Source organism: Caulobacter sp. NIBR1757 (genome assembly GCF_027912495.1).
Taxonomy (GTDB): domain Bacteria; phylum Pseudomonadota; class Alphaproteobacteria; order Caulobacterales; family Caulobacteraceae; genus Caulobacter.
In genome coordinates, this window is the sequence record NZ_CP115463.1 from 247,432 (window position 1) to 272,426 (window position 24,995).

A 24,995-nucleotide genomic window follows, 5' to 3' on the forward strand; every position below is an offset into this window, starting at 1 on the left:
TTGTCCGCAAGCGGCAGCGGTCGCACCTCACATCCGCCGGTGGAAGTCCCGCCTCGGTTTGGCTCGCTTGCAGCGCTCGCCAAAGCCACTCCGCCCCAGGGGCGGAGAGCGGACGCGAGAGGGCCTCACGCAACGAAAAAGGGCGGCTCAGCTGAGCCGCCCTTTCCGTATCTCAGCGGTAGCCGTGGCGCTTACGCGTCGGCGGCTTCCTGCTTGGCCGACAGGTCTTCGCCGGTTTCCTGGTCGACGATCTTCATCGACAGCTTGGTCTTGCCGCGATCGTCGAAGCCGATGAGCTTGACCTTGACCATCTGGCCTTCGGTCAGCACGTCCTGCGGGCGAGCCACGCGTTCGTTGCTGATCTGGCTGACGTGGACGAGGCCGTCCTTGGCGCCGAAGAAGTTCACGAAGGCGCCGAAGTCGACGACCTTGACGACCTTGCCGTTGTAGATCGCGCCGACTTCCGGTTCGGAAGCGATCGACTTGATCCAGTCGCGGGCGGCGTCGATCTTGGACTGCTCGGAAGCAGCGATCTTGATCGTGCCGTCGTCCCCGATGTCGACCTTGGCGCCGGTGGTGGCGACGATCTCGCGGATCACCTTGCCGCCGGTGCCGATCACTTCACGGATCTTGTCCGCGGCGATCTTCATAGTCTCGATCTTCGGCGCGTACTCGCCCAGCTCTTCGCGGGGCGCGTCCATGGCCTTGTTCATTTCGCCGAGGATGTGATCACGGCCTTCCTTCGCCTGGGCGAGGGCCTGCTTCATGATCTCGATGGTGATCCCGGAGATCTTGATGTCCATCTGCAGCGAGGTGATGCCATCGCTGGTGCCGGCCACCTTGAAGTCCATGTCGCCGAGGTGATCTTCGTCGCCCAGGATGTCGGACAGAACGGCGAAGCCGTCGCTTTCCAGGATCAGGCCCATGGCGATGCCCGAGACCGGACGGATCAGCGGAACGCCCGCGTCCATCATGGCCAGCGAGGAACCACAGACGGTGGCCATCGAGGACGAGCCGTTCGACTCGGTGATCTCGGAGACCAGGCGGATGGTGTAGGGGAAGTCTTCCTTGGCCGGCAGCATCGGGCGCAGGGCGCGCCAGGCCAGCTTGCCGTGGCCGATTTCGCGGCGGCCGGGGCTGCCCATCCGACCGGTCTCACCGACCGAGTAGGGAGGGAAGTTGTAGTGCAGCAGGAAGCTTTCCTTGTAGGTGCCTTCCAGGGCGTCGATGAACTGCTCGTCGTCGCCGGTGCCGAGGGTCGCGACCACCAGGGCCTGCGTCTCGCCGCGGGTGAACAGGGCCGAGCCGTGGGTGCGCGGCAGGATGCCGACTTCACCGAGGATCGGACGCACGGTCTTCACGTCACGGCCGTCGATGCGGATGCCGGTGTCGAGGATGGCGCGCCGCACGACGTCGGCTTCCAGTTCCTTGAACACGCCGGCCAGCTTCAGCGGGTCATGGCCGTCCGGATTGGCTTCGCTCTTGGCGAGGGCGGCGATGGCCTTCTTCTTGGCGGCGCCGATCGCTTCGTAGCGGTCCTGCTTCTTCTGGATCTTGTAGCCGGCGATGATGTCTTCGCCGACCAGCGGCTTCATCGCCGCCTTGATGGCGTCGGTGTCTTCCGGCTCAAAATCGAAGGCGTCCTTGGCGGCGTGCTCGGCCAGGTCGATGATGCCCTGGATGACCGGCTGCATGCCGTCGTGCGCGAACTGGATGCCGCCCAGAACGGTGGCTTCGTCCAGTTCCTGGATTTCCGACTCGACCATCATCACGGCGTCGGCGGTGCCGGCCACGACGAGGTCCATCTTCGAGCCCTTCAGCTCGTCGGCGGTCGGGTTCAGGATGTAGGCACCATCGACATAGGCGACGCGGGCGGCGGCGATCGGGCCCATGAAGGGGGCGCCGGAGATCACCAGGGCGGCCGAGGCGGCGACCATGGCGATGATGTCGGGATCGTTCTCGAGGTCATGCTGCAGCACGGTGCAGACGACCTGGACTTCGTTCTTGAAGCCCTTGACGAACAGCGGGCGGATCGGACGGTCGATCAGGCGGGAGACGAGCGTCTCCTTTTCCGACGGACGGCCTTCGCGCTTGAAGAAGCCGCCGGGGATCTTGCCGGCCGCGAAGGTCTTTTCCTGATAGTTGACGGTCAGGGGGAAGAAGTCCTGGCCGGGCTTTTGCGTCTTGGCGAAGACGGCGGTGGCCAGGACGACGGTTTCGCCCATGGTGGCCAGAACGGCGCCATCAGCCTGACGGGCGATGCGGCCGGTTTCGAGGGTGATGGACTTGCCGCCCCACTCGATGGTTTTGCGTCGAATCTCGAACATTTTGAGGAGTCTTTCTTCTCTCAATCCCGTGCGGCGTATTCCGGACGGGGGTGGACAGGGATGGAGCCCAGCGGGCGATTTCCTCTCCGGTGTCAGGTCCGGTGAGGCCTCATGGCCTCTAGCGGATCAGGTGGGGTGAACCCCCGCCGCCGACCCTCAGGACCTGAGGAGGATGGGCGGATATGCGAAGAGGCGGGGCCCTCTTGTGAAGGACCCCGCCCCTGTAATCGGTACTAGTGCTGACGACGCAGGCCGAGCTTGGCGATGAGGGCTTCGTAGCGATCCTCATTCGACTTCTTCAGGTGGCCCAACAGCGAACGACGCTGCGAAACCATCTGCAGAAGGCCACGACGGCTGTGGTTGTCCTTCTTGTGACCCTTGAAGTGCTCGGTCAGGTTGGCGATCCGTTCGGACAGGATCGCGACCTGGACTTCGGCGCTGCCGGTGTCGCCCGGGGTGCGGGCATGTTCGGTGATCAGAGCGGCTTTGCGCTCGGGCGTGATCGACATCGGATTTCTCCAGCTCAGGTGAGTTGAAAAACACGCACCGGATTGAGCGATCCCGCACGCATCTCGGCCAGGGCCACGAGCCTCTCTCCGTCCATCGCGCAAACCGTCCGCGACCCGCCCGTAAGCTGGTCACGCAAGGCTTCCACCTGTCGCGGAAGGAGGACGATGGATCGTCCCTGAGCCAACCGGAATGCGTCTTCGGCGGTAACGGCCAGCGCCGGGATGTCGTCCAGCGCGGTCGAGACCGGAAGGAGAGCCTCCGGAAGCGCGGCCTTATGGCCTAAATTTTCCAACATTTCCAGTGTTATCGCGGTTTCTTCCCCAAACGGGCCAACCCGCGTGCGGCGAAGCGCGCTGACATGGGCGCAGGCCCCGAGCGCGACGGCCAGATCGCGGGCCACGGCGCGGACGTAGGTGCCCTTGCCGCAGTCCATTTCCAGGGTGATGTGGTCCGCATCGGGGACATCGACGATGCGCAGATCGTGGATGGTCACCTGCCGGCCGGCGAGTTCGAAGTCCTCTCCAGCCCGGGCCAGATCGTAGGCCCGCTCGCCATCGACCTTGATGGCCGAGTAGTTGGGCGGGATCTGGGTGACCTCGCCGATGAACTGCGATAGCTGGGCCTGGACCTCGTCGCGGGTCGGGCGGACGTCGGACTCGGCGGTGGTCGCGCCCTCGCGGTCGAAGGTGGCGGTGGTGCGGCCCCATTCGAGTGTGAAGCGGTAGGTCTTGTCGGCATCGACCAGGAAGCTGACGGTCTTGGTCGCCTCGCCCAGCGCGATCGGCAGGATGCCGGTGGCCAGGGGATCGAGCGTGCCGGCGTGGCCCGCCTTCTGGGCGGTGTAGAGCCAGCGGACCTTGCCGACCGCCTGCGTCGAGCCGAAGTCGTAGGGCTTGTCGAGATTGACCCAGCCGCTGACCGGCAGGCCCTTCTTGCGGCGGGCCACTAGTCTTCCTCGCCCTCGTCGTCCCTGTGCAGGTCGGCCTGGACGCGCGGGTTGGTGAACAGGCGGTCCATGGCGGCGGCCGAGTTGAAGCTGTCGTCGTGGAAGAACTTCAGGTCCGGCGTGAACTTCATGTCGATGGTCCTGGCCAGCCGGCCGCGCAGGAACTTCGAGGCGCGGTTGAGGGCGGCGACGATCTCGCTCGTGCTCTGGCCGGTGACGCCGGCGCCCAGCGGCTCGACAAAGCAGATGGCGTGCTTGAGGTCGGGGCTCATCCGCACTTCGGAGACGGTCAGGGAGACCTCGTGCAGCACGGGCTCGGCCAGGGCCTCCTCACGCAGCACCTCGACCAGGGCATGACGGATCAGTTCGCCAGCGCGCAGCTGGCGTTGGCTGGGACCGGTCTCGCGACCCTTGGCATGACTGTGGCGGCTCATCTCATCCATCCTTGCGCCCGGCCGGGGATCGAACCCGGTGCGGCGGGGAGGGGGGCTTCTAGTCTTCGCGGGCCGGCGAGTCTACCCGTCCAGCCTTTGGTGGAAGAACGCGAGGGTCCGCGCCTCGGCCGCCGCCGTCGGGCCGCTGCTGGCCAGATGCACCGTCAGCACCGAGTGCGGCGGCCGTCCCGTACCCTGCAGGCCGTCCTCCGGGGCGATGCGGTGGGACTCGAAGCGGTCGCCGAACTCGCGTTCCAGCATGTCCATACGCTCGGCCGGCACGAAGGGGTCGCCGTTGAAGGCCAGGCCGATCATCGACAGGTCTTCGTCCACCAGGCGGCGCTTGGCGCAGGCGAACTCGGCGGCCGAGCAGTCGATCTGGTCGCGGTTCTTCTTGCCGATCGGCATCGAGGGCTGGCTGAGCACCGGGGCGACCACGCTGGGTTCGGTCATCATCGCCAGGGCGAAGCCGCCGGTGAAGCACATGCCCAGCGCGCCCACGCCCTTACCGCCGCATTCGGCGTGGGCCTTTCGCGACAGGGCCCGCAGCCAGTCGACGATGGGGCTGGAGCGGCCGCTGTTCCAGGCGTTGAACTCGCGCCGAACGCAGATGTTGAGGACCATCTCGGTCAGGCCATAGCCGGTGCTGATCGGCTTGCCGGGCTGGCCGAACAGGCTGGGCAGGAAGACGGTGAAGCCGGAGGCCACGACCTTCTCGGCATAGGCGACGACGCCGGGGTGCAGGCCGGGGATCTCGTGCATGATGATCACCGCCGGGCCGGAGCCCTTGCGGAAACAGGTGCGCGTCCAGCGCCCATCGTTGAAGCGGAATTCCTCCCAGCTCTTCAGGATGTCCTTGTCAGCCATGTCGCGCCCCTCCGTTGAACCACGGTAGGCGAAGCGGACGCTCCGACGCTATTGAAATCAGCTGCCGTCCGGCCGCCCATAAGTGGGCTTGGTCACCGCCGCGCGGGTGTTGCCGCCCTTGGGCTTGGGCATTTGCCATTCGCCCTTCCAGGTGAAGTCCATGGCGGCGCAGAGCTTGATGCCGCCGGCGCCGTCGTCGCCGAAGGCGTGCACCCGCAGGGGCTTGCGCGTGTAGACCGGTCCGACCGCCAGCCAGCCCTTGGTCGAGCCGGGGCAGAAGGCGGTGATCATCACCTTGCCCTCGGCCTTCTCCGGATCGATCTCGTAAAACTCGCCGCGGCCGGCGTCAGGGCCCATCAGGGCGTCGAGCTGGCGGTTGATCGCCCCGTCCCGGGCGGCCTTGGGCACCACGCCGACCGGCACGGCGGTGGCCCGCACGGCCAGGATGTTGGTCTGGAAATACTGACGGGTGAAGACGAAGGTCAGGCCGGCGCCGGTCAGCCGGCGGGCCTCGGAGGAGGCGCTGTCGAAGGTCACCATCCGCTTGTCGGCGGCCTGGGCCGGGGCGGCGATGGCGGCGAGGGAAGTGGCCGCGAGGCCAGCGAGGAGAAGCGAACGCAGCATGAGGTCCCTATCGGCGTTTGCCGCGCAGGTCGGCGACGTCGCCCTCGAACCCCGAGAGCTTCCAGACCCCGTCCGTGCGCGTGAAGATCAGCACGCACGGGCCATCCTTCGATTTTGTGGCGCAAACACGGCCATCGGGCAGGGCTTTCAGCGCGCCGGCGATGGAAACCTGTCCGGGGATCGGCTGGCCGGGCTTGTAGCCGTATTGATAGGCCACGCTGCGGAAGGTCGAGGGCTGGATCAGCGACTTTTCAGCGGCCTCGGCCAGGTAGGGGGCGGCCAGGGCGCCGAGCGCCCGCAGGTTCTCGTCCTTGGTGCGCTTGGTCGCCTCGCCGACCAGGTGGGCCTCGATCGAGGCCTTCAGGGCCTGGCGATCGACATGGGCGTTGAAGGCGGCCTTGTCGTTGTCGCGGATGGCGATCAGCAGGGCGTGCACGTCGCCGGCCGCGTCCAGCCGCGTGGCGGTGGCGCAGGCGCTCAGGGTGGCCATCAGGCCGATCAGGATGATTACGCGAAACGGGCGCATGCGGTCGTCTCCGGCCGGGAAGCGTCGAACAGACTTCAGGCTTTTCCGCGACATGGGGGCCAGGGTCAACGGCTTGCTTGCTTGTCAGCCCTTACCGTAGCCAGTCCAGGCAACGACCATGCCTTCGCGGACCTCCACGGCCTCCCGGCTGCGGTCGCGAGCCTCTTCCGAAAGACGCTGCAAGGCGAAGGCCAGAAAGGTTCGCTCCGCATCGTTGTCGGCAAACAGTCGGCGCGGCAGGAAATAGCTTTGCGAGGCGATGAAGAGCCAGGCGTTCTGGTAGAGCGCGATCTGAGAAATGCGGTCCCAGGCGATTTCGTACAGGTAGCCGGGCCAGGTGATGCGCAGCCCTTTGTCCGTCAGTTGATAGTCGCATTCGTTGGCCGGGGCCTCGCCGACTTCGCGGGCTTTGCGCAGATAGAGCCATCGGATCAGTCGCTGGTTCATGAAGTAGACCAGCACCGTCGCCAGCACCGCGCCCGACCAGATCATGTTCTTCGGCGTCGGGTTGGCGGCGCCACCTTGGATCAGATGAGTTCCCACCGCCGCCATGGCCGCGAACGCGAGGACAGGGACGTACTGAAGGACCTTGCCCAGCAGGCCGGTGGTCCGGCCGAATACCGCGCCGCCCATGGTCAGACCCTCGTCCTGCCGAACCATCCCTCGAACCTGCACCGGACATCCCCCAAAGCAAAAGGCGCGGACCCTGCGATCCGCGCCTTTCGACTTTCCCAGAAAGTGGAGCTGACCGCTACAGCGAGCGCGCCACATCCTCGACCGTGAAGCATTCGATCTCGTCGCCTTCGCGGATGTCCTGGAAGCCGGCGAAGGCCATGCCGCACTCCATGCCGTTGGTGACTTCCGCCACCTCGTCCTTGAAGCGCTTGAGGGTCTGCAGGGTGCCCAGTTCGAGAACCACGATGTTGTCGCGAACGATCCGGACCTTGGCGCCGCGGCGAACCACGCCCTCGGTGACCCGGCAGCCGGCGACCTTGCCGACCTTGGTGATGTCGAAGGCCTGCAGCACCTTGGCGTTGCCCAGGAAGGTTTCCCGCTGGATCGGCGAGAGCATCCCCGACATGACGCCTTTGATGTCGTCGATCAGGTCGTAGATGATCGCGTAGTAACGGATTTCCACGCCTTCGCGCTCGGCCAGGGCCCGCGCCTGGGCCGAGGCCCGGACGTTGAAGCCGATGATCGGCGCGCCGGCGCCCTTGGCCAGCTGCACATCGCTTTCGCTGATCGCGCCGGCCCCTTGCAGGATGATCCGGGCGCGCACTTCGTCCGTCCCCAGCTTCTCCAGAGAGCCGACGATGGCTTCGACCGAGCCCTGCACGTCGCCCTTGATGACCAGCGGCAGTTCGCTGACCTTCTTGGCGGTGAGCTTGGCCATCATGTCGGCGAGGCTGGCCCCGGCGACGCCGCCGACGGCCGACTTCTCGCGCTTCACGCGGTTGCGGTATTCGGTCAGCTCGCGGGCGCGGGCTTCGTTTTCCACCACGGCGAAGGCTTCACCCGGAGACGGCGTCGAGTCGAGGCCGAGGATCTCCACCGGGGTCGAGGGACCAGCTTCGGTCAGCTGCTCGTTGCGCTCGTTCAGCAGGGCGCGAACCCGGCCGTAGGAGGCGCCGGCGACGACGATGTCGCCGCGTTTCAGGGTGCCGCGCTTGACCAGCACGGTGGAGACGGCGCCGCGGCCCTTGTCCAGCTTGGCCTCGATGACAACGCCTTCGGCGGTGCGCTCGGGGTTGGCCTTCAGGTCGAGCAGTTCGGCCTGGACCAGGATGTTCTCGATCAGATTGTCGAGACCGGTGCGGGTCTTGGCCGAGACCTCGACGATCTGGGTGTCGCCACCCAGGCTTTCGACGACGATCTCGTGCTGCAGCAGCTCGTTGACGACGCGGGTCGGGTTGGCCCCGTCCTTGTCCATCTTGTTGACGGCCACGATGATCGGGACGCCGGCCGCTTTCGCGTGCTGGATGGCCTCGATCGTCTGCGGCATGACGCCGTCGTCGGCGGCCACCACCAGCACGACGATGTCGGTGATGTTGGCGCCGCGAGCCCGCATGGCGCTGAACGCCGCGTGGCCAGGGGTGTCGAGGAAGGTGACGCGCTGGCCGTCGGCCAGGCGGACCTGGTAGGCCCCGATGTGCTGGGTGATGCCGCCGGCTTCGCCCGCCGCCACGTCGGTGGTGCGCAGGGCGTCGAGCAGGCTGGTCTTGCCGTGGTCGACGTGGCCCATGATGGTGACGACCGGCGGGCGGACCTGCTGGTTCTCGTCGTGGTCCTCGGCGTCCAGGAAGCCTTCCTCGACGTCGGCTTCGGAGACGCGGCGGACGGTGTTGCCGAACTCGGTCGCCACCAGTTCAGCGGTGTCGCTGTCGATGACGTCGTTGATCTTCAGCATCACGCCCTGGCGCATCAGCATCTTGATGATGTCGACGCCGCGCACGGCCATCCGGTTGGACAGCTCCTGAACGGTGATGACGTCCGGGATGATGACCTCGCGGGCCGCGCGGGCCTGCTCGGTGGCGCCGCCTCGGCGCTTTTCCTTTTCCCGTTCGCGAGCCCTGCGAACCGAAGCCAGCGAGCGCATGCGCTCGACGGCGCCCTCGTCGTCACCGGCCACGGCCTGGATGGTCAGGCGACCTTCACGGCGCTTGGGCTCGCCCTTGGTGCGGCTGACAGCCTTGCCCGGACCGGCGCCGGGGCCACCGGGGCCGCGACGACGATCGTCATCCTCTTCCGGACGACGGTCGGGCAGGGCGCCGCCGGGACGGGGCGCGGAACGGGTGGCGCGGGTGACCTCGGGCGTCGCCGGGGCTTCGGCCAGGCCGGCGCCGGGGCGCGGACCCCGGGGCGCGCCGGGACGCGGCGGGGCCGGACGCGGGGCCAGGGCCGAATAGCGGACGGTCTGTTGCGGACGGTCGCCGCCACGGTTGTCGCCGCCGCGCGGATCGCGGTTGTCGACGCGCGGGGCGTCGTTGCGCGGACGGTCGGAGTCGGGTCGCGGAGTGCGCTGGTTGAAGGTGGTGGCGTCCGGGCGCGGCGTGCGCTGGTTGAAATTGCTGGTCGACGCCGGCGGACGGTAGGTGGTGGTGCTGGAGCGGTCGTCGCGACGGTCGCGAGAGGGCTCGTAGGTGCGGGTCTGGCCGGCCGAGGGCGGCGCGGCGGGCGCGGCCGGGCGGGGAGCCTGGGGCGCGGGAGCGGCCGGACGCGGCGCAGCCGGAGCGGCGGCGACCGGGGCGGTCGGCGCGGCCGGAGCCGGGGTCGGGGCGGCGACAGGCGCTGCCGGCGCTTCGGCGACCGGGGCGGGAGCGACAGGCGCGGCCGCCACGGGGGCGGCCGGAGCCGGGGCGGCGGGAGCTTCAGCGGCGGGCGCCGGAGCCGGAGGCGAAGCCGCAGCGGCCGCCTTGGCGGCCTCAGCCGCCGCAGCGGCGGCGGCGGCCTTGCGGGCCTCCTCGGCGCGGGCGGCGGCCTGGATCTGGGCCTGGCGGGCGCTTTCGATGGCGGCCTGACGGGCGCGCATCTCGTCGGCGGACAGGCCTCCCTGGCCGCCCTGAGCGGGACGCTGTTGCGGCGCGCCCGGTGCGGGGCGGCGCTCGGCGGCCGAGGGACCGGCGAGATTCGCCGCCGGCGCGGAGTGGGTCCGCTGCCGCTTGGTTTCCACCACCACCGTCTTCGTCCGCCCGTGGCTGAAGCTTTGCTTCACCACGCCGGCGCTGACAGACCCCGTGCGGGGCTTCAGCGTCATGGGCGGGCGGCCCGGGCGGTTGTCGTTCTCGTCGCTCATGCGTCTCGCTTAACTCGCGGCCGGAATATCCGACCGCACTACCTGAAATTCCAAACTCACAAAGGGCCCGGTCGCGGTTTCCCGCGGGCCCTTCTTCTATCGTTCCTCGCGCCAGTCCTCAGGGAGAAGCGGGCGAAAACCGGCCAGACGTTCGACGTCCTGCGTCCAACTCTTGGCCGATCGACCGCCGAGGAAGGCGGTGTGTATCACATTCTCGGCCCCCAAGGCCAAACCCAATTCGGCGGAAGTGAAAACGCCGATGACCCGAGGCTGCGGGGTCATATGTCGGGCCAGGTTGAGAATCTTCGAACGACCGTCGGCCGCGCCGTCGCTGGCCTCGATCAGCCAGGCCGCCTTGCCCCCGCGAACGGCGGACATGACCTTTTCAAAACCCGAAGTAAGGTCTCCCGACCGCCGTGCAAGGCCCAGGCTGTCGAGAACCCGTTTGGTCAGCAGTTTTTCGACCAGATCGGCCAGGCCCTCAGGGACGGTCAGCTTGGCCTTGGCCGAGCGGGCGAAGGCGTTCTTCTTGGCCGCGGCCTCGATGCTGGCGCGGTCGGCGGCGACCCAGATGCCCCGGCCGGGCAGCTTGCGGGCGATGTCGGGGGTGACCACGCCGTCGGGGCTGGCGACGAAGCGGACAAGCTTCTGCTCCGCCATCACCTCTCCCGAGACGATGTCGCGCCGTTCCCTGGCGGCTTCCGCCAGGGTCCGTTTCGCAGCTATGTCGGTCTCAGCCTGCATGGGCTGGTCGCGTTCCTTGTCCACGACCGGCCCGGGCTGGGCCGATCAATTCATCGAAGACGTCAGTCCGAGGGTTTGGCCAGGGACGCTCACGCGTCCCGAGCCTCGCCTTCGGCCTCGGCCAGGGCGACCTCTTCCGAGACTTCCGGCTGTTCGCCTTCCGCCCCTTCCGCGCCCTCGGCGGCTTCGGCGTACTCAACGCCTTCGCCGCCCTCTTCGTAGTACTCTTCTTCGTATTCCGGCTCCGGCGGAGCCTCGACCCAGCCCATCACCACCCGGGCGCGCATGATCAGGGTCTCGGCGTCTTCCGGGGTCAGGTTGAAGGATTCCAGGGCGCCGGCCTGGCGCACCCGTTCGCCGTCCTTGGCTTCGTACCAACCGCGCAGGTCGTCGGGGACCAGGCCGGCCAGGTCTTCCACCGTCTTGATGTCGGCCTCGCCGAGCGCCACGGCCATCGGCAGGGTGATGCCCTCGATTTCCAGAACGCCGTCCTCGACGCCCAGTTCGGTGCGCTTGGCGTCCAGCTCGGCGGCGGCCTTGTCGAGGAATTCGCGGGCCCGGGCCTGCAGTTCCTCGGCGGTGTCCTCGTCGAAGCCTTCAATCTCGGCGATTTCATGCGGCTCGACGAAGGCGACGTCCTCGACGGACACGAAGCCTTCGGTGGCCAGCAGCTGGGCGATGACCTCGTCGACGTCCAGGGCGTCCTGGAACAGCTGGGTGGTCTCGGCGAACTGCTTCTGACGGCGCTCCGACTCCTGGGACTCGGTCAGGATGTCGATCTGCCAGCCGGTCAGCTGGCTGGCCAGGCGGACGTTCTGGCCGCGGCGGCCGATGGCCAGGCTCAGTTGTTCGTCCGGGACCACGACTTCGACGCGCTCGTCGTCCTCGTCCATGACCACCTTGGAGACCTCGGCCGGGGCCAGGGCGTTGACGATGAAGGTCGCCTCGTCCGGGCTCCACTGGATGATGTCGATCTTTTCGCCCTGCAGCTCGGCGACGACGGCCTGGACGCGCGAACCGCGCATACCGACGCAGGCGCCGACCGGGTCGATGCTGGAATCGTTGGAGACGACGCCCATCTTTGCGCGGCTGCCAGGATCCCGGGCGACGGCGCGGATCTCGATGACGCCGTCATAGACTTCCGGCACTTCCTGCGCGAACAGCTTGGCCATGAAGCCGCCGTGGGCGCGGGACAGCATGATCTGCGGGCCCTTGGTCTCGCTGCGGACGTCGTAGATGTAGCAGCGGATGCGGTCGCCGAGGTTGAAGTTCTCGCGCGGGATCGACTGGTCGCGGCGCATGACGCCTTCGCCACGGCCGAGATCGACGATGACGTTGCCGTATTCGACGCGCTTGACGACGCCGTTGACGATCTCGCCGACGCGATCCTTGTACTCTTCGAACTGGCGCTCGCGCTCGGCCTCGCGGACCTTCCCGAACACCACCTGGCGGGCCATCTGGGTCTGCACCCGGCCAAATTCGAACGGCGGCAGCTCTTCGTCGAAGACCTGACCGACTTGCGTGTCCTTGCCGTAGAAGGCTTTCGCATCGGCCAGGCGCATCTTGCCGACGTCGCCTTCCTCGAATTCGCCGACGTCGTCCGGCACCACGGTCACGTAGCGCTTGATCGAGGTTTCGCCGGTCTTCGGATCGATGGCCACGCGGATGTCGTGCTCGGCGCCGTAGCGGCTGCGGGCGGCCTTCTGGATCGCTTCCTCGATGGAGGCGATGACGATCTCCTTGTCGATCCCCTTTTCACGGGCGACCGCGTCGGCGATCTGCAGCAGTTCGAGGCGGTTGGCGGAAATGCCGGTGGCCATGGTCGTGTCCTTAAATCTCTAAGGTGTCAGTCGTTGTCGTTGCCGACGGAGTTGATGTCGTCCTGGGCGATGCGGGCGGCGCGCTGTTCGGCACCCACCTTCATCAGCTGGTCGTTGAGGACCAGCTTGGCCTCGAGGATCCAGTCGAACGGGATGTAGAGGGTGGTCTCGGAGTCGCCTTCGACGTTGATGCCGACCTGACCGTCTTCGACGCCGGCCAGTTCGCCCTTGAAGCGCTTGCGGCCCTCGGCGATGCGGTCGAGCTCGATGCGGGCCTCGTAGCCTTCCCAGGTCTCGAAGTCCTTCAAGCGGGTCAGCGGCCGATCGATGCCGGGGCTGGAGACTTCCAGGGTGTATTCGCCGCTGACCGGGTCGGCGGCGTCCATGACTTCGGAGATGGCGCGCGACAGGCGGGCGCAGTCCTCGACGACCATGTCGCCGGCCGGCGTTTCGGCCATGATCTGCAGGCGGCGGGTCTGACCGCCCATCAGGCGCAGGCGCACGATCTCGTACCCGGCGGCTTCGGCCACGGGGTCGAGCAGCTCCAGAAGGCTGCGGTCTTCGTTAGTGCGTGCGCGCAACGAGCGCCTCTCCGAAAGAAAACTAATAACCCAAAACAAAAGCGGCGCCCCGGAGGACGCCGCTCGAATGCGCTATCCAGCGCGTTCAAACGATGTGGAGGCTCATATAGACCCTCCCTCGCGGGTTGTCAGCCCCCCACCTCCTCCGCTGTCATCCTTCGGTCGCGTAGCGATCCGGAGGACCCATGGCCGGGCCAGCCGCATGGCGTCTGCGGGCCAGGCGGGGCCGTCGATGACGGCTTGCCGACTCCAGGCGGTTCCGGCCCTCCCGTGGGTCCTCCGGCTCCCGCTTCGCGGGCCCGAAGGATGACAGGCGGGTGTGGCGTCAGCCGAAGTTCACCGGCGGCAGGCGGCCCCTGCGCCGCGCCGCCCTGGCCGCCCCGGCGACGGCGTCATAAAGCGCGCCGCCGATCATGCCGGCGATCAGGGGGGCGAGGGTGTGGACCGCCAGCCAGGCGTAGGCGGCGCCGTCGGCCTTGGCGATATCCATCAGCTGGGCCCAGTAGGCCTCGATGGGAAACAGGCCGAACAGGGCGGCGACCAGCGGCGATGCGCCGCCGAACTTCCAGGCCAGGCCGCTGGCCAGCAGGAAGAGGAGGCCGCCGAAACCACCGGCCCCGACAGGCGAGCCTTGCCGGCCCATCAGGGCGAACAGCAGCAGGCCGAGGCCGAGAAAGACCAGGGCTCCCGGGGCGGCCGCCGGCACGCCCATCACCGCCGCTTGCAGCATGGCGGCGATATTGCCGCCGCTCAGGTCGCTTCGGCCTTCCCACAGCACCAGCACCAGGGAAATCAGCAACGCCCAGACCAAGCCGCCGAGGATCCACCCCAGCGCCATCCGCACACCCCGAACCATCGCATGTCCTCCCTCGCCCACTTTGCGGGGCGATTTTGGCCAGCATGCCCGGGTTTCCGGCACGGTCAATGCAGAGACACGCGGCGGGCGAGCCTGTTTCCCGTGACGCTCACGCGGTGTTGCGGTTGTAGTCTCGCGGAGTTGATTGGAGCGCCGGGTCGCCCGCCCGCAGAGTGGCGCACCTTCCGGGAGGCGGACGATGAACGGGCGGCGGGCCCTGGCCCTGTGCGTGACAATCCTGGCGGCCGTCGGCGGGGCGAGCCAGGCGCAGGCGCTCTGTCTCTATCGCGGCGAATTCCATGGCAGGAGCACGATCACCGGCGAGTTTCGGGAATCCTCCCTGGTCATCAAGGGCACGGTGATCGAAACCCATGACATCCCGCCTGTCGATGTCGACCACAGCGAGCTGGACAGCTACGCCGTGGCCCGCATCCGGGTCGACGAGGTGTTCAAGGGCCAGGCCGGGCAGGAGGTGTTCCTGATCTCGGAACGAAACAGTGGCGGCTTCTATGTCGATGCCGGGGTGCAGTACCTTCTGTTCCTCGATCCGCCAGTGCGGGCCGACTGGTCAAAGGGCTATGAGCCAGCCGAGGTCGCCAAGGTGCAGTCCCTGCCGAGGCCGCGCTTCATCAACTACAACTGCGGCCAGTCGGCGCCATGGGTGGAGGTATCGGCAGCCAAGCGCAAGGCGCTGGACTTCGAGACGCGGCGTCAGAAGGTCTTGCGCTCGCGCTGACCTCCCGCAGTTCGCTCATGGCTGGACCAGCCCCGCCGGAACCTGGATCGGCATGTCGAGCAGCTGCTGGGCCTTGCCCTTGGCCAGGGCGTCGAGGCGCAGGCTGGCGAACTGGCCGCCGCCGAGGGCCTGGATGCAGTGAAGGTTGAGGGCGTCCATGCCGGGCAGGTCGTAGCGGAGGACCTGCGGAGCGACGGCGCCCTCGAACTCATGGGCGAACCAGGTCTTCACCGCCGCCTCCGACAGGCCGGCGCGGATCCAGGGCAGGTAGGCCGGCTTGCGGGCGATGACCCCGACGTTGAAGGCGTCCCCCTTGTCCCCCGAGCGGGCCCAGGCGAGGTCGATCAGCGGGACGTCGATGAGGTCGCTGGAGGCCTGCGGCTCGGGCGGCGGCGTCGGCCGCTCGACCATGGCCGGTGAGAAGGGCGTCGCCGGGGCGGGGGCCTCGACCACGGTCACCACGCCGCCGAGATCGACCTTGGCCGGGACCTGCTCTCGGGGAATGAGCACCGAGAACACCCGCGACACCGGGCTGATGCTCGGCGCGCCGCCGAACCACCCCGTCGTGCCGACGCTCATCGAGGTGGTCGGCGACTGCCATTCGCGGGTCAGCAGGCGCAGGGCCCGCTCGTCCTCATGCTCGGCCCCGACGCGGCTGACGACCTCGCGCACCCCTTGCGCGGCGGCGCTGGCGTTGGCGCCGTAGCTGGCCTCGGCCCCGAGGATTTCGATGCGGGTCTCGCGAAGGGGGGCGAAATTGCGCTCGCGCAGCATGTCGCCGACCCGTTCCAGAACCGCCTCGGCCTGACGCCGGGCCTTGGCCGCCGCCTCGCGGCCGACGACAGGCATGGCGCCGATGAAACGCCAGCCGTCGGCCCAGGTGATGCAGGCCTTGTAAGATCCGGAAGGCGGATAGCCCCTGGCGCCGGTCACCTTCACCCGGTGCTCGCCGACCTGCTCGACTTTAACCTGGGTAAAATCACAGACCACGTCCGGCAGGGCATAGCCTTGCGGATCGCCGACCTCATAGAGGATCTGTTCGGCCACGGCGGCGGGCGAGACGAGGCCGCCGGTGCCGGCAGGCTTGGTGACGATGAACGACCCGTCGGCATGGCATTCGATGATCGGATAGCCGATGTGGCCCCAGTCGGGCACCTCGCGCCAGTCGGTGAACAGGCCGCCGGTCGCCTGCGCTCCGCATTCGATGACATGGCCGGCGAGGGAGCCGGCCGACAGCAGGTCGTGGTCGTCGTCGCTCCAGCCGAACTCGTGCATCAGCGGACCGAGCGCCAGGGCGCTGTCGACCACCCGGCCGGTGATGACCATGTCGGCCCCGGCGGCCAGGGCGGCGGCGATCGGCCGGCCGCCGAAGTAGGCGTTGGCGGTGAACAGCTTGTCTTTGGGCGGGAAGGCGGCGCCGGTGTAGAGCTCGGTCATGCCCGACAGGTCGTCGATGCGATCCATCAGGTCGTCGCCCTCGATGACGGCGATCCTGAAGCTGAGGCCGGCGGCGGCGGCCAGTTCCTCCATGCGGGCGCGGCAGGCGTGGGGGTTGAGGCCGCCGGCGTTGGTGATGACCTTGACGCCCTGGGCCTTGAATTCGGCGAGGTTGTCCTTCCAGACCCATTCGGTGAAGTCGCGGGCGAAGCCTTCGCCGGGGCGTTCGCGCTTGATCTGGCCGAGGATCGACATGGTCGCTTCGGCCAGATAGTCGAGGATCATGTAGTCGAGGTCGCCGCCCTTCAGCAGCTGCGGCGCGGCGACGGACGAGTCGCCGAGGAAGCCGCCCGCGCCGCCGATCCGAATGACTTTGGCCATGTCTTACTCCTTGTTCGGCGCCATTGTGCGTGGCTGACGCCACGTCGAGCCACCCTTTTTCCTGTCATCCTCCGGGCCCGCGAAGCGGGAACCGGGGGACCCATGGGCGGTCCGGAAAAACTCCCGGCGGATTTCACGCGGACAGTTGGGTCCCCCGATCCGCTGCGCGGTCGGAGGATGACAGGGGAGGGTTTGCTTGCCCTCGCGACAACCGCCTAGTCTGATCGAAAGGCCGCGAGACGACGGCCCGGGAGCAGACATGTCCAGTGAGTCGATGGCGCCCGAAGGCGTCGATCTCGCCGTGCTGACGGCCTTCATGGACGCCAAGGGCCTCGGCGCTGGCTCGCTGACGGACCTCACCGTCCTGACCGGCGGCACCCAGAACATCCTGCTGAAATTCAGCCGCTCGGGCCGCGACTATGTGCTGCGCCGGCCGCCGCCGAAGCTGCGGGGAAATTCCAACGAGACCATGCGCCGGGAAGCGCGGGTGCTGGCGGCGCTGGCGGGATCGGACGTACCGCATCCGGGCCTGATCGCCGCCAGTCCCCAAGAGACCATGGACGGGGCGGCCTTCTACCTGATGGAGCCGATCGACGGCTTCAACCCGACGATGGGCCTGCCGCCGTTGCACGCGGGCGATCCGACGGTGCGCAACCGCATGGGCTTCGCCCTGGCCGATGGAATCATCGCGCTCGGACGCATCGACATCGCCAGGGTCGGGCTGGAGACCCTGGGCAAGACCGAGGGATGGCTGGAGCGCCAGGTTCCCCGCTGGCGGGCGCAGTTCGAGAGCTATCGCGAGTTTCCGACCTGGAGCGATGAGATCCCGGGAGTCGATACGGTCGGCGCCTGGCTTGATGCGCATCGGCCGCCGGGCTTTCGGCCGGGGCTGATCCATGGCGACTATCACCTGGCCAATGTCATGTACCGCCATGACAGCGGCGAGCTGGCCGCCATCGTCGACTGGGAGCTGGCCAGCACCGGCGATCCGCTGCTCGATCTCGGCTGGTTGATGGCCATGTGGCCCGAGCCCGGGCAGGCGGCGCTCACCCCGGTCACCCCATGGGAGGGCTTCCCCACCATCGGCGAGGTCATCGACCACTATGGCCGAAACAGCGACCGCGATCTGACCCACATCCGCTGGTACGGGGTTCTCGCCTGCTACAAGCTGGGCATCATCCTCGAAGGCAGCCATGCCCGGGCCGGCGCCGGTCTCGCGCCAAAGGCCATCGGCGACCGCCTGCACGCCTCGACCCTCAACCTTTTCCAGCGCGCCCTGCGCTGGATCGACGGAGCCGCCCCATGAAGGCCCTGCGCTATTACGGTCCCCGCGACGTCCGCTACGAGAGCATGGACGACCCGGTCCTGCACGACGACCGCGACGTGCTGGTCAAGGTCACCGGCTGTTCGATCTGCGGCAGCGACCTGCACATCTACCACGGCGAGGGGTTCAGCGAGGACCTCGGCTTCTGCGTCGGCCATGAGGCGGTCGGTGAGGTGGTCGAGATCGGCCGCGGCGTTCGGCGCCTGAAGAGCGGCGACAGGGTGATGATCAGCGCCGCCGTCGGCTGCGGGTCCTGTCCCAGCTGTCTGCGCGGCGACATCGTCCGCTGCGAGACGGGCCAGGGCAGCTGCTACGGCCTCTCCTCCCGGCTGCAGGGATCGCAGGCCGAGGCGGTGCGGGTGCCGGCCGGCGACTTCAACGCCGCCCGCATTCCGGACGGGGTCAGCGACGAGCAGGCCCTGCTGATGACCGACGGCATGGCCACCGCCTGGTACGGCGCGCGCAACGCCGACATCAGCTCGGGCAAGACGGTGGCCGTGGTGGGCCTGGGTCCCATCGGCCTGATGGCGGTCGAGCAGGCCTTCGTGCTCGGCGCCGCCCGGGTGTTCGCCGTCGATCCGGTGGCCGAGCGGCGGGCGATGGCCGAGGCGATGGGGGCGGTGGCGCTGCATCCCGACGAGGCGCCGGCCCAGATGGCCGAACTGACCAAGGGGCTGATGGCCGACAGCATCGTCGAGGCGGTCGGTCATGCCCGCACCATCGATCTCGCCCTGCGGCTGGCCGGGCGGCGGGGGACGGTGTCGGTGATCGGGGTCAACCAGGATCGGCGCTTCGACTTCCCGATGGCGCGCGCCTTCGCCATGGGCCTGACCTTCCGGATCGGCACCTGCAGCGTGCAGGAGACCTGGCCCGAACTGATCCCGCTGGTCCAGGCCGGCCGGCTGAAGCCCGAACGGGTGATCAGCCACCGCCTGCCGCTCAGCGACGGGGTGGAGGCCTACCGCATGTTCGACGCCCGCGAGGACGGGGCGCTGAAGATGGTGCTGACGCCTTAGGGCCGGGCGCCGGCTTCCAAACTCTCCGCCTTGGGGCGGAGGACAGGTTTGGAGCGCAAGCGACAAACCAGGAGGCGGGACGTCCACCGGCGGACGTGCGCTTAACCCCGCCGGCGGCGGGCGCGGGCGTCCGCCAACCTTCCAACGCCGGTGGGCCCGCCTCCTGCTTTCTCGCTTGAAGGCTCGAAAGCGGTCCTCCGCCCAGGGGGCGGAGAGCCAGATGCACGCGCCTCGGCTAAATCGATACGAAATCCAGCCAGACCGGCGGGATGTCGCCGAGCTTTTTCTCTTCATAGCGCGTCGTCAGGTGGTCGGCGGGCGGCACGCGCCAGTCGTCGGCCTTGTCGGCGGGCCAGGCGAACAGGCCGCTGGCCAGGACGCGTTCGAGGGTCCAGTCAGCGTAGTCGGCCCAGTCGGTGGCGAAGCGGAACTTGCCGCCGGGTTTCAGCACCCGGTGCGCCTGGCTAAGGAATTCCGGGTTCACCAGCCGGCGCTTGTTGTGCCGCGCCTTCTGCCAGGGGTCCGGGAACAGGACGAACAGACGATCGACGCTGGCGTCCGGCAGATGGCTGAGGACCTCGCGGCCGTCGCCGGGATGGATGCGAGCGTTGCTCGCCCCGGCTTCTTCCAGATGGCGCAGGGCGCTGGCCACGCCGTTCTGGAACGGCTCGGCCCCGAGGATCAGCACGTCCGGGTTGTTCGCCGCCTGCCCGGCCAGATGCTCGCCGCCGCCGAAACCGATCTCCACCCACACCGCCGTGGCGTCGGGCTTCAGGCTCAGCGGATCGAAGGCGGTCTCCGGAACGGCGATCGACGGCAGCAGGCTGTCGAACAGCGCCGCCTGCCGCGCCTTGATCGGGCGCGACTTGATGCGCCCGAAAGAGCGCAGGGGTCCGTGGGGTTGCTGGGGGTTGGCCATGGGGCTGAGTAAACGCTGACGGCGGCCGGCGGAACCCCATCCTCCCCCGTTTGCGGGGGAGGGGGACCGCGCGAAGCGTGGTGGAGGGGGCGAGTGCAGGGCGCAGACAGCAAAAAGGGCGACGGCGCACGGCCCTCGCCCCTTCCACCACCCGCTGCGGGGGCGGTCCCCCTTCCCCGTGAACGGGGAAGGATGAGATCTAGAACGCCTTTTGCAGCTCCGGGACCAGGTCGGTCTTCTCCCAGCTGAAGCCGCCTTCGTTGTCCGGCTGGCGGCCGAAGTGGCCGTAGGCGGCGGTGCGGGCGTAGATCGGCTTGTTGAGCTGCAGGGTCTTGCGGATGCCGGCCGGGGTGCCGCCGCCGATGAAGTCCAGCAGCAGGTTTTCCAGCTGGGCCGGATCGACCTCGCCGGTGCCGTGGGTGTCGACGTAGAAGCTCAGCGGCCGGGCGACGCCGATCGCGTAAGAGATCTGGATGGTGCACTTCTTGGCCAGGCCCGCCGCGACGACGTTCTTGGCGAGGTATCGGCAGGCGTAGGCGGCCGAGCGATCGACCTTGGTCGGGTCCTTGCCGCTGAAGGCGCCGCCGCCGTGCGGCGAGGCGCCGCCGTAGGTGTCGACGATGATCTTGCGCCCGGTCAGACCGCAGTCGCCGTCCGGCCCGCCGATCAGGAACTTGCCGGTCGGGTTGATGTGCCACTTGGTCTTCTTGCTGATCAGGCCATCGGCGAACAGCGGCAGGATGTAGGGGCGCAGGGCGGCCAGCATTCGCTTGGAGGTCGGGGCGCCGCCCTCCATCTTCTTGCCGTGCTGGTGGGAGACGACGATCTCCTCGACATGCACCGGGCGGTCGTTCTCGTAGCGCAGGGTGACCTGGCTCTTGGCGTCGGGCTCGAGGAAGTCGAGCTCGCCCGAATGGCGCAGCTCGGCCAGGCGGCGCAGGATGTTGTGGCTGTACTGCAGGGTGGCCGGCATGAACTCCGGCGTATCGTCGGTGGCGTAACCGAACATGATGCCCTGGTCGCCGGCTCCCTCGTCCTTGTTCTCGCCGGCGTCGACGCCTTGCGCGATATGGTCGGACTGGGCGTGCAGGAAGCACTGGTACTTGGCCTTTTCCCAGTGGAAGCCCTTCTGGGCGTAGCCGATGTCCTTGATCGCGGCGCGAACCTTGGGCTCGAGGCTGGCGATCAGCGCCTTGTTGCGCTCCTTGTTCTCGGACTTGGAGGCGCCGGGCTTGGCGGCGCGGATTTCGCCGGCCAGCACGATGCGGTTGGTGGTCACCAGGGTCTCGCAGGCCACCCGGGCCTCGGGCTCCTCGGCCAGGAAGGCGTCGACGACGGTGTCGCTGATGCGGTCGGCGACCTTGTCGGGGTGCCCCTCGGACACGCTCTCGCTGGTGAAGATGTAGTTCTGACGGCTCACAGAGGACTCCCGGCTAAACGCGGGGCGACCATATAAAGGTATCTTTATATCCGCAAGCGCACTTCTTCTTCCCCGTCATCACCTCCAACCCCGGTGGTGGTGCAGGGCTATCGCATATGGAAATGGCCGCCTTTCTTTTCCTTCTCCCTAAGGGAGAAGGAGGGGCCCGCCGCGAAGCGGTGGGAGGAAGAGGGTTTAAGGACCGTGGGGATTAACTTCCGGCGTTCGTAAACCCTCTCCTTCCCACGCTGCTGGCGCAGCGCGGGCCCCTTCCTCTCCCTTAGGGAGAGGAGTTGGTGAGCAGTTTCACGCCATATGCGATAGCCCTGGGTGGTGGTGGGGAGCGCCTAAGCTTCCTCGTCGGTGTCCTCGACCATGCTGCGGACCAGCTCGACGATCCGCTTGCGCAGGCGCGGGCTCTTCAGCTGCGAGAACAGTTCGGCCAGCTCCAGGCCTTCGGTGCTCATCAGGAAGGCGTTGACGAATTTCTCCGAGGCCGGCTCGGCCTCGCCGCCGCCGGTCTTCAGGGACGAGGGATCGGCCAGGCCCTCGAAGAAGTACTCGGTGCCGGTCTGCAGGGCGACGGCGATCTCGTAGAGCTTGGAGGCCGACACCCGGTTGGCGCCCCGCTCATACTTCTGCACCTGCTGGAAGGTCAGGCCCAGATCATCGGCCAGGCGCTCCTGCGTCACCCCCATGGCCTTGCGCCGTTGACGGACCCTCCGGCCGACATGGACGTCGATCGGGTTGGGCGAACGGCTCGCGTCGTCAGTCATTCAGAAGTCGCCCCGATAAGAAACACACATGCGCGCCTAAGCGGCGCGGCGCATTCTGATGGGCTTTTTCAGACGTCGCCAGTGAAAGACCGCTGTTACCGTCGAACCTGCAATTAGGAATATTGAAAACGGGAGATCACCCAACCTGCGGTAGGGGGTTTCAACTACTCTAGGTGGCAAGACAACGTCGACCACAGCTTGGCCGCCTTGCTTGATCCGGCTGGAGGGAATCACCCGACCGTAAGCGTCAACCATCGCCGACACCCCGGTCGGGGTGGCGCGGGCCATCGGAACCCCCTCTTCGATGGCCCGATAGCTGGCCAGGTTGAGGTGCTGCAGGGGGCCGCTGGTGGCCCCGAACCAGGCGTCGTTGGAGACGTTGACGATCAGGTCCGGCGCCTTGCCCGACGCCCGCGCGCCCTCCCGCGTGAAGCCGGGATAGAGGCTTTCGTAGCAGATCAGCGGCTGCATCACCGGCAGGCCCGGGATGGCCAGCGGCGCGGGCCTGGGGCCGGCCGCGAAGCCATCGCCGATCTGCACCAGGTTCTTGATCCCCAGCGGCGAGAGCAGGGAATCCAGCGGCAGGTACTCCCCGAACGGCACCAGCCGGTGCTTGTCGTAGCGGCCCAGCTGGACGAGGTCGCCGCCGTCGCGGCGCAGGACCAGCAGGCTGTTGAAGTAGCGCGGGCCCTCGGGGGCCTGTTCGACCCTAGCGACGCCGACGAGCAGCACCTGGCCGGGCCGCAACGCATCGACGATGGCGGCCCGCGTCCAGGTTCCCTCGGCCAGATAGTCCTCGGCCAGGGCCGGAATCGCCCCTTCCGGCCAGATGACGATGTCGGGGACGCCATCCGCGCCCGGCTGCCGCGTCAGGCTCAGATACTTGCCCACAATGCGGGCGAAGGACTGCGGGTCGTACTTGGCCTCCTGCGGTATGTCCGGCTGAACGATGCGGACGAGCGGTCCGCCCTCCGAATTTATTCCGTCATAGGGAGCCAGATAGAACCGGATCGCTCCGTATCCGATCATGGCCACCACCAGGGCGGCGGCGACGCCTGAGGCAATCAGGGCGGGCCGGCGTGGCGCTCGCCAGAACAGGGCCGGGGCGGCCGCCATGCCGACGGTCAGCACTGTCAGACCGTAAGCCCCGACCACCGACGCCGACTGTGAAACCAGCGACCCCGCCCGCCAGCTTTCCCCCGGCAGGTTCCACGGGAAACCCGTCAGGACATGGCCTCGCAACCACTCGGCCGCCCCGAAGGCGGCGGCGAAGACGATGACCCTCCAAGCCCCCGTGACCCTCGCCAGACGATAGAGCAGCGCCGCCAGACCCCAGAACAGGGCGATGCCGGCGGCCATGAAGGTGACCGCGAAGGGGGCCATCCAGCCGTGGGCGGCGATATCGACCAGGAAGGCCTCGGCCACCCACCAGGTGCCGATGGCGAAATAGGCGACCCCGGCCAGCCAGCCGCGCAGGAAGGCCGAGCGCAGGGGCCGGGTCTCGCTGGCGTCATCGACCAGCAGCATGATGACGCCATAGCCCAGCAGGCCGGGCAGCAGGCCGAACGGCGGATGGGCCAGCGCCGCCGCCGCGCCGGCCGCCAACGCGATCAGCCGGGCCTTCCAGGCGGCGGAGATCTTCACACGGCTTCCTGATGCCGCTCGGCGCGGCGCACCCGCACCCGCTTCACCCGGCGGATGTCGGCGTCGACGATCTCGAAACACCAGCCGTCCGGATGGGTGATGGTCTCGCCGGTCTGCGGCACCCGGCCGGCCAGGGCGGTGACCAGGCCGGCGACGGTGTCGATGTCCTCTTCCAGCTCCTCGGGGGCCAGCCGGCTGACCTCGAGGGCCGCCTCCAGGTCCTCCAGGTCGGCGCGGGCGTCGACGTCGAAGACGCCGCCCGGTCGGGCGACGACGCCGCTGACCTGGGCCTCGTCATGCTCGTCGTCGATCTCGCCGACCACGGCCTCCAGCAGGTCTTCCAGGGTGGCCAGGCCGCTGACCCCGCCGTGTTCGTCGACGACCAGCGCCAGGTGCACCCGGCTGGCCTGCATCTTTTCCAGCAGCGCCGTGGCCGGCATGGCCTCCGGCACGTACAGCACCTCGCGCTTGAGCTTGCGCAGCAGGACCCCGGTCTTGGCTTTGCGGCCGTCGGCCAGCAGGCGGAAGATGTCCTTGATGTGGATGACGCCGACCGGATCGTCGAGCGTCTCGCGGTAGACCGGCAGGCGGCTGTGCTCGGTCTCGATGAAGCGGGCGACGACGTCCTCGAAGGCGGTGTCGATCTCGATGGCCTGGATGTCGGCCCGGGGCGTCATCACGTCGCCGACGTCGAGCTGGGCGAACTCGCGGGCGTGCTGGGCCAGTTCGTCGGCGCCCGGTGCGTCCGGGGAGCCGGGCTCGTCGCTTTCGCCGAAAGCCCGCAGGATCTGGCGCAACATGCCACCCAGCCCCCCGCGACTTCGCTGGGGAGGTTCGGACGGGGGGTCTTGATCGTTGTCGGTCATCTAGCTCTGTTCAGCCGCGTAGGGGTCGGAAACGCTTAAGGTGGCCAGCACCCGGCGCTCCAGATTCTCCATCGCCTCCGCCTCATCATCGGTCTGGTGGTCGTATCCCGCAAGATGCAGCACGCCATGCACCGTCAGATGGGCGAGATGGTCGCTGAGGGTCTTGCCCTGCTCGGCCGCCTCGCGGGCGCAGACCCCGAAGGCCAGGGCGATGTCGCCCAGCAGGTTCTCTGGATTTTCCGGGGCCGGGAAGGACAGCACATTGGTCGGGCCGGCCTTGTGGCGGAAGGAGAGGTTGAGTTCGGCGACCGAGGCGTCATTGGTCAGCAGGACGACCACGGAGCCGAATTCCTCCTCCGGGCGAAGCACGGGGGAGGGGGACCGCCGGCCCGACTCAGGGCCGGTGGTGGAGGGGGCAGCGCCGGCGGACGAGGGTTCACTCAGATCA

General features: G+C 68.1%; 23 protein-coding genes. 3 read left to right on the forward strand and 20 right to left on the reverse strand.

Annotated features, from left to right (window positions below):
• Positions 1 to 191: 191 nt before the first annotated feature.
• The 13 genes from pnp to O5I81_RS01315 form a co-directional block, all read right to left on the reverse strand.
• Positions 192 to 2,327 carry a polyribonucleotide nucleotidyltransferase gene (pnp, locus tag O5I81_RS01255; RefSeq protein ID WP_271067128.1) on the reverse strand — a complete coding sequence of 712 codons (2,136 nt, stop codon included), beginning with the start codon at positions 2,325 to 2,327 and terminating at the stop codon, positions 192 to 194.
• Positions 2,328 to 2,560: 233 nt separating this feature from the next.
• Entirely contained in the window at positions 2,561 to 2,836 is a 276-nt protein-coding gene (rpsO, locus tag O5I81_RS01260) for a 30S ribosomal protein S15 (RefSeq protein ID WP_271067129.1), read from the reverse strand.
• 14 nt (positions 2,837 to 2,850) lie between these two features.
• Positions 2,851 to 3,783 (reverse strand): tRNA pseudouridine(55) synthase TruB, encoded by a 933-nt coding sequence (gene truB, locus O5I81_RS01265; protein WP_271067130.1) that lies wholly within the window; start codon positions 3,781 to 3,783, stop codon positions 2,851 to 2,853.
• On the reverse strand, positions 3,783 to 4,217 hold the full coding sequence (rbfA, locus tag O5I81_RS01270) for a 30S ribosome-binding factor RbfA (protein WP_271067131.1): 435 nt from the start codon (positions 4,215 to 4,217) through the stop codon (positions 3,783 to 3,785). The genes truB and rbfA overlap by 1 nt, the downstream gene beginning before the upstream one ends.
• An 81-nt stretch (positions 4,218 to 4,298) precedes the next feature.
• Positions 4,299 to 5,084 carry a dienelactone hydrolase family protein gene (locus tag O5I81_RS01275; RefSeq protein WP_271067132.1) on the reverse strand — a complete coding sequence of 262 codons (786 nt, stop codon included), beginning with the start codon at positions 5,082 to 5,084 and terminating at the stop codon, positions 4,299 to 4,301.
• Positions 5,085 to 5,141: 57 nt separating this feature from the next.
• A complete protein-coding gene (locus O5I81_RS01280) occupies positions 5,142 to 5,708 on the reverse strand; it encodes a hypothetical protein (RefSeq protein WP_271067133.1) in 567 nt (188 codons plus the stop codon).
• A 7-nt stretch (positions 5,709 to 5,715) separates the two neighbouring features.
• Complete coding sequence (locus tag O5I81_RS01285; RefSeq protein ID WP_271067134.1) at positions 5,716 to 6,234, reverse strand: DUF2939 domain-containing protein; 519 nt, start codon at positions 6,232 to 6,234, stop codon at positions 5,716 to 5,718.
• An 84-nt stretch (positions 6,235 to 6,318) separates the two neighbouring features.
• Complete coding sequence (locus O5I81_RS01290; protein ID WP_271067135.1) at positions 6,319 to 6,894, reverse strand: YcxB family protein; 576 nt, start codon at positions 6,892 to 6,894, stop codon at positions 6,319 to 6,321.
• A 91-nt stretch (positions 6,895 to 6,985) separates the two neighbouring features.
• Complete coding sequence (gene infB, locus O5I81_RS01295) at positions 6,986 to 10,027, reverse strand: translation initiation factor IF-2 (RefSeq protein ID WP_271067136.1); 3,042 nt, start codon at positions 10,025 to 10,027, stop codon at positions 6,986 to 6,988.
• 96 nt (positions 10,028 to 10,123) lie between these two features.
• Positions 10,124 to 10,771 (reverse strand): RNA-binding protein, encoded by a 648-nt coding sequence (locus O5I81_RS01300; RefSeq protein WP_271069082.1) that lies wholly within the window; start codon positions 10,769 to 10,771, stop codon positions 10,124 to 10,126.
• A gap of 89 nt (positions 10,772 to 10,860) precedes the next feature.
• Entirely contained in the window at positions 10,861 to 12,591 is a 1,731-nt protein-coding gene (gene nusA, locus O5I81_RS01305) for a transcription termination factor NusA (RefSeq protein ID WP_271067137.1), read from the reverse strand.
• A 26-nt stretch (positions 12,592 to 12,617) separates the two neighbouring features.
• The gene (gene rimP, locus O5I81_RS01310; RefSeq protein ID WP_271067138.1) at positions 12,618 to 13,172 is read right to left on the reverse strand and encodes a ribosome maturation factor RimP; all 555 of its coding nucleotides are present in this window, start codon (positions 13,170 to 13,172) and stop codon (positions 12,618 to 12,620) included.
• 325 nt (positions 13,173 to 13,497) lie between these two features.
• Positions 13,498 to 14,010: a hypothetical protein gene (locus tag O5I81_RS01315; protein ID WP_271067139.1), complete on the reverse strand. Its 513-nt coding sequence runs from the start codon at positions 14,008 to 14,010 to the stop codon at positions 13,498 to 13,500.
• Between the two features lie 217 nt (positions 14,011 to 14,227).
• On the opposite strand from O5I81_RS01315, the gene O5I81_RS01320 reads away from it, so the two are divergent.
• Positions 14,228 to 14,764, forward strand: a complete 537-nt coding sequence (locus tag O5I81_RS01320; RefSeq protein WP_271067140.1) for a hypothetical protein — start codon at positions 14,228 to 14,230, stop codon at positions 14,762 to 14,764.
• Positions 14,765 to 14,779: 15 nt separating this feature from the next.
• On the opposite strand, the gene O5I81_RS01325 is transcribed toward O5I81_RS01320, so the two are convergent.
• A complete protein-coding gene (locus O5I81_RS01325; RefSeq protein ID WP_271067141.1) occupies positions 14,780 to 16,582 on the reverse strand; it encodes an acyclic terpene utilization AtuA family protein in 1,803 nt (600 codons plus the stop codon).
• A 259-nt stretch (positions 16,583 to 16,841) separates the two neighbouring features.
• Between O5I81_RS01325 and O5I81_RS01330 the strand changes: the two genes are divergently transcribed.
• Together O5I81_RS01330 and O5I81_RS01335 are read left to right on the forward strand one after the other, a co-directional pair.
• Positions 16,842 to 17,888: a phosphotransferase family protein gene (locus tag O5I81_RS01330; protein ID WP_271067142.1), complete on the forward strand. Its 1,047-nt coding sequence runs from the start codon at positions 16,842 to 16,844 to the stop codon at positions 17,886 to 17,888.
• Positions 17,885 to 18,922, forward strand: a complete 1,038-nt coding sequence (locus O5I81_RS01335) for an alcohol dehydrogenase family protein (protein ID WP_271067143.1) — start codon at positions 17,885 to 17,887, stop codon at positions 18,920 to 18,922. Before O5I81_RS01330 ends, O5I81_RS01335 begins: the two co-directional genes overlap by 4 nt.
• A gap of 235 nt (positions 18,923 to 19,157) precedes the next feature.
• Here O5I81_RS01335 and trmB read toward each other — a convergent pair whose 3' ends face one another.
• The 6 genes from trmB to ybeY all read right to left on the reverse strand — a co-directional run bounded on the left by trmB (position 19,158) and on the right by ybeY (position 24,916).
• Positions 19,158 to 19,841, reverse strand: a complete 684-nt coding sequence (gene trmB, locus O5I81_RS01340) for a tRNA (guanosine(46)-N7)-methyltransferase TrmB (RefSeq protein ID WP_271067144.1) — start codon at positions 19,839 to 19,841, stop codon at positions 19,158 to 19,160.
• A gap of 199 nt (positions 19,842 to 20,040) precedes the next feature.
• Positions 20,041 to 21,261, reverse strand: a complete 1,221-nt coding sequence (metK, locus tag O5I81_RS01345) for a methionine adenosyltransferase (protein ID WP_271067145.1) — start codon at positions 21,259 to 21,261, stop codon at positions 20,041 to 20,043.
• A 347-nt stretch (positions 21,262 to 21,608) separates the two neighbouring features.
• A complete protein-coding gene (locus O5I81_RS01350; protein ID WP_271067146.1) occupies positions 21,609 to 22,037 on the reverse strand; it encodes a helix-turn-helix transcriptional regulator in 429 nt (142 codons plus the stop codon).
• Between the two features lie 36 nt (positions 22,038 to 22,073).
• Entirely contained in the window at positions 22,074 to 23,681 is a 1,608-nt protein-coding gene (gene lnt / locus O5I81_RS01355; protein ID WP_348637277.1) for an apolipoprotein N-acyltransferase, read from the reverse strand.
• The gene (locus tag O5I81_RS01360; RefSeq protein WP_271067147.1) at positions 23,678 to 24,481 is read right to left on the reverse strand and encodes a hemolysin family protein; all 804 of its coding nucleotides are present in this window, start codon (positions 24,479 to 24,481) and stop codon (positions 23,678 to 23,680) included. Before O5I81_RS01360 ends, lnt begins: the two co-directional genes overlap by 4 nt.
• A gap of 66 nt (positions 24,482 to 24,547) precedes the next feature.
• Positions 24,548 to 24,916, reverse strand: a complete 369-nt coding sequence (ybeY, locus tag O5I81_RS01365; protein ID WP_271067148.1) for an rRNA maturation RNase YbeY — start codon at positions 24,914 to 24,916, stop codon at positions 24,548 to 24,550.
• Between the last annotated feature and the right edge of the window lie 79 nt (positions 24,917 to 24,995).

Excerpts from the sequence above, each read along its gene's own strand:
- pnp (WP_271067128.1), bottom strand. The coding sequence starts at position 2,327 with ATGTTCGAGATTCGACGCAAAACCATCGAGTGGGGCGGCAAGTCCATC.
- rpsO (WP_271067129.1), bottom strand. The coding sequence starts at position 2,836 with ATGTCGATCACGCCCGAGCGCAAAGCCGCTCTGATCACCGAACATGCC.
- rbfA (WP_271067131.1), bottom strand. The coding sequence starts at position 4,217 with ATGAGCCGCCACAGTCATGCCAAGGGTCGCGAGACCGGTCCCAGCCAA.
- O5I81_RS01275 (WP_271067132.1), bottom strand. The coding sequence starts at position 5,084 with ATGGCTGACAAGGACATCCTGAAGAGCTGGGAGGAATTCCGCTTCAAC.
- O5I81_RS01280 (WP_271067133.1), bottom strand. The coding sequence starts at position 5,708 with ATGCTGCGTTCGCTTCTCCTCGCTGGCCTCGCGGCCACTTCCCTCGCC.
- O5I81_RS01285 (WP_271067134.1), bottom strand. The coding sequence starts at position 6,234 with ATGCGCCCGTTTCGCGTAATCATCCTGATCGGCCTGATGGCCACCCTG.
- O5I81_RS01290 (WP_271067135.1), bottom strand. The coding sequence starts at position 6,894 with ATGGTTCGGCAGGACGAGGGTCTGACCATGGGCGGCGCGGTATTCGGC.
- infB (WP_271067136.1), bottom strand. The coding sequence starts at position 10,027 with ATGAGCGACGAGAACGACAACCGCCCGGGCCGCCCGCCCATGACGCTG.
- O5I81_RS01300 (WP_271069082.1), bottom strand. The coding sequence starts at position 10,771 with ATGCAGGCTGAGACCGACATAGCTGCGAAACGGACCCTGGCGGAAGCC.
- nusA (WP_271067137.1), bottom strand. The coding sequence starts at position 12,591 with ATGGCCACCGGCATTTCCGCCAACCGCCTCGAACTGCTGCAGATCGCC.
- O5I81_RS01315 (WP_271067139.1), bottom strand. The coding sequence starts at position 14,010 with ATGGCGCTGGGGTGGATCCTCGGCGGCTTGGTCTGGGCGTTGCTGATT.
- O5I81_RS01320 (WP_271067140.1), top strand. The coding sequence starts at position 14,228 with ATGAACGGGCGGCGGGCCCTGGCCCTGTGCGTGACAATCCTGGCGGCC.
- O5I81_RS01325 (WP_271067141.1), bottom strand. The coding sequence starts at position 16,582 with ATGGCCAAAGTCATTCGGATCGGCGGCGCGGGCGGCTTCCTCGGCGAC.
- O5I81_RS01330 (WP_271067142.1), top strand. The coding sequence starts at position 16,842 with ATGTCCAGTGAGTCGATGGCGCCCGAAGGCGTCGATCTCGCCGTGCTG.
- O5I81_RS01335 (WP_271067143.1), top strand. The coding sequence starts at position 17,885 with ATGAAGGCCCTGCGCTATTACGGTCCCCGCGACGTCCGCTACGAGAGC.
- trmB (WP_271067144.1), bottom strand. The coding sequence starts at position 19,841 with ATGGCCAACCCCCAGCAACCCCACGGACCCCTGCGCTCTTTCGGGCGC.
- O5I81_RS01350 (WP_271067146.1), bottom strand. The coding sequence starts at position 22,037 with ATGACTGACGACGCGAGCCGTTCGCCCAACCCGATCGACGTCCATGTC.
- O5I81_RS01360 (WP_271067147.1), bottom strand. The coding sequence starts at position 24,481 with ATGTTGCGCCAGATCCTGCGGGCTTTCGGCGAAAGCGACGAGCCCGGC.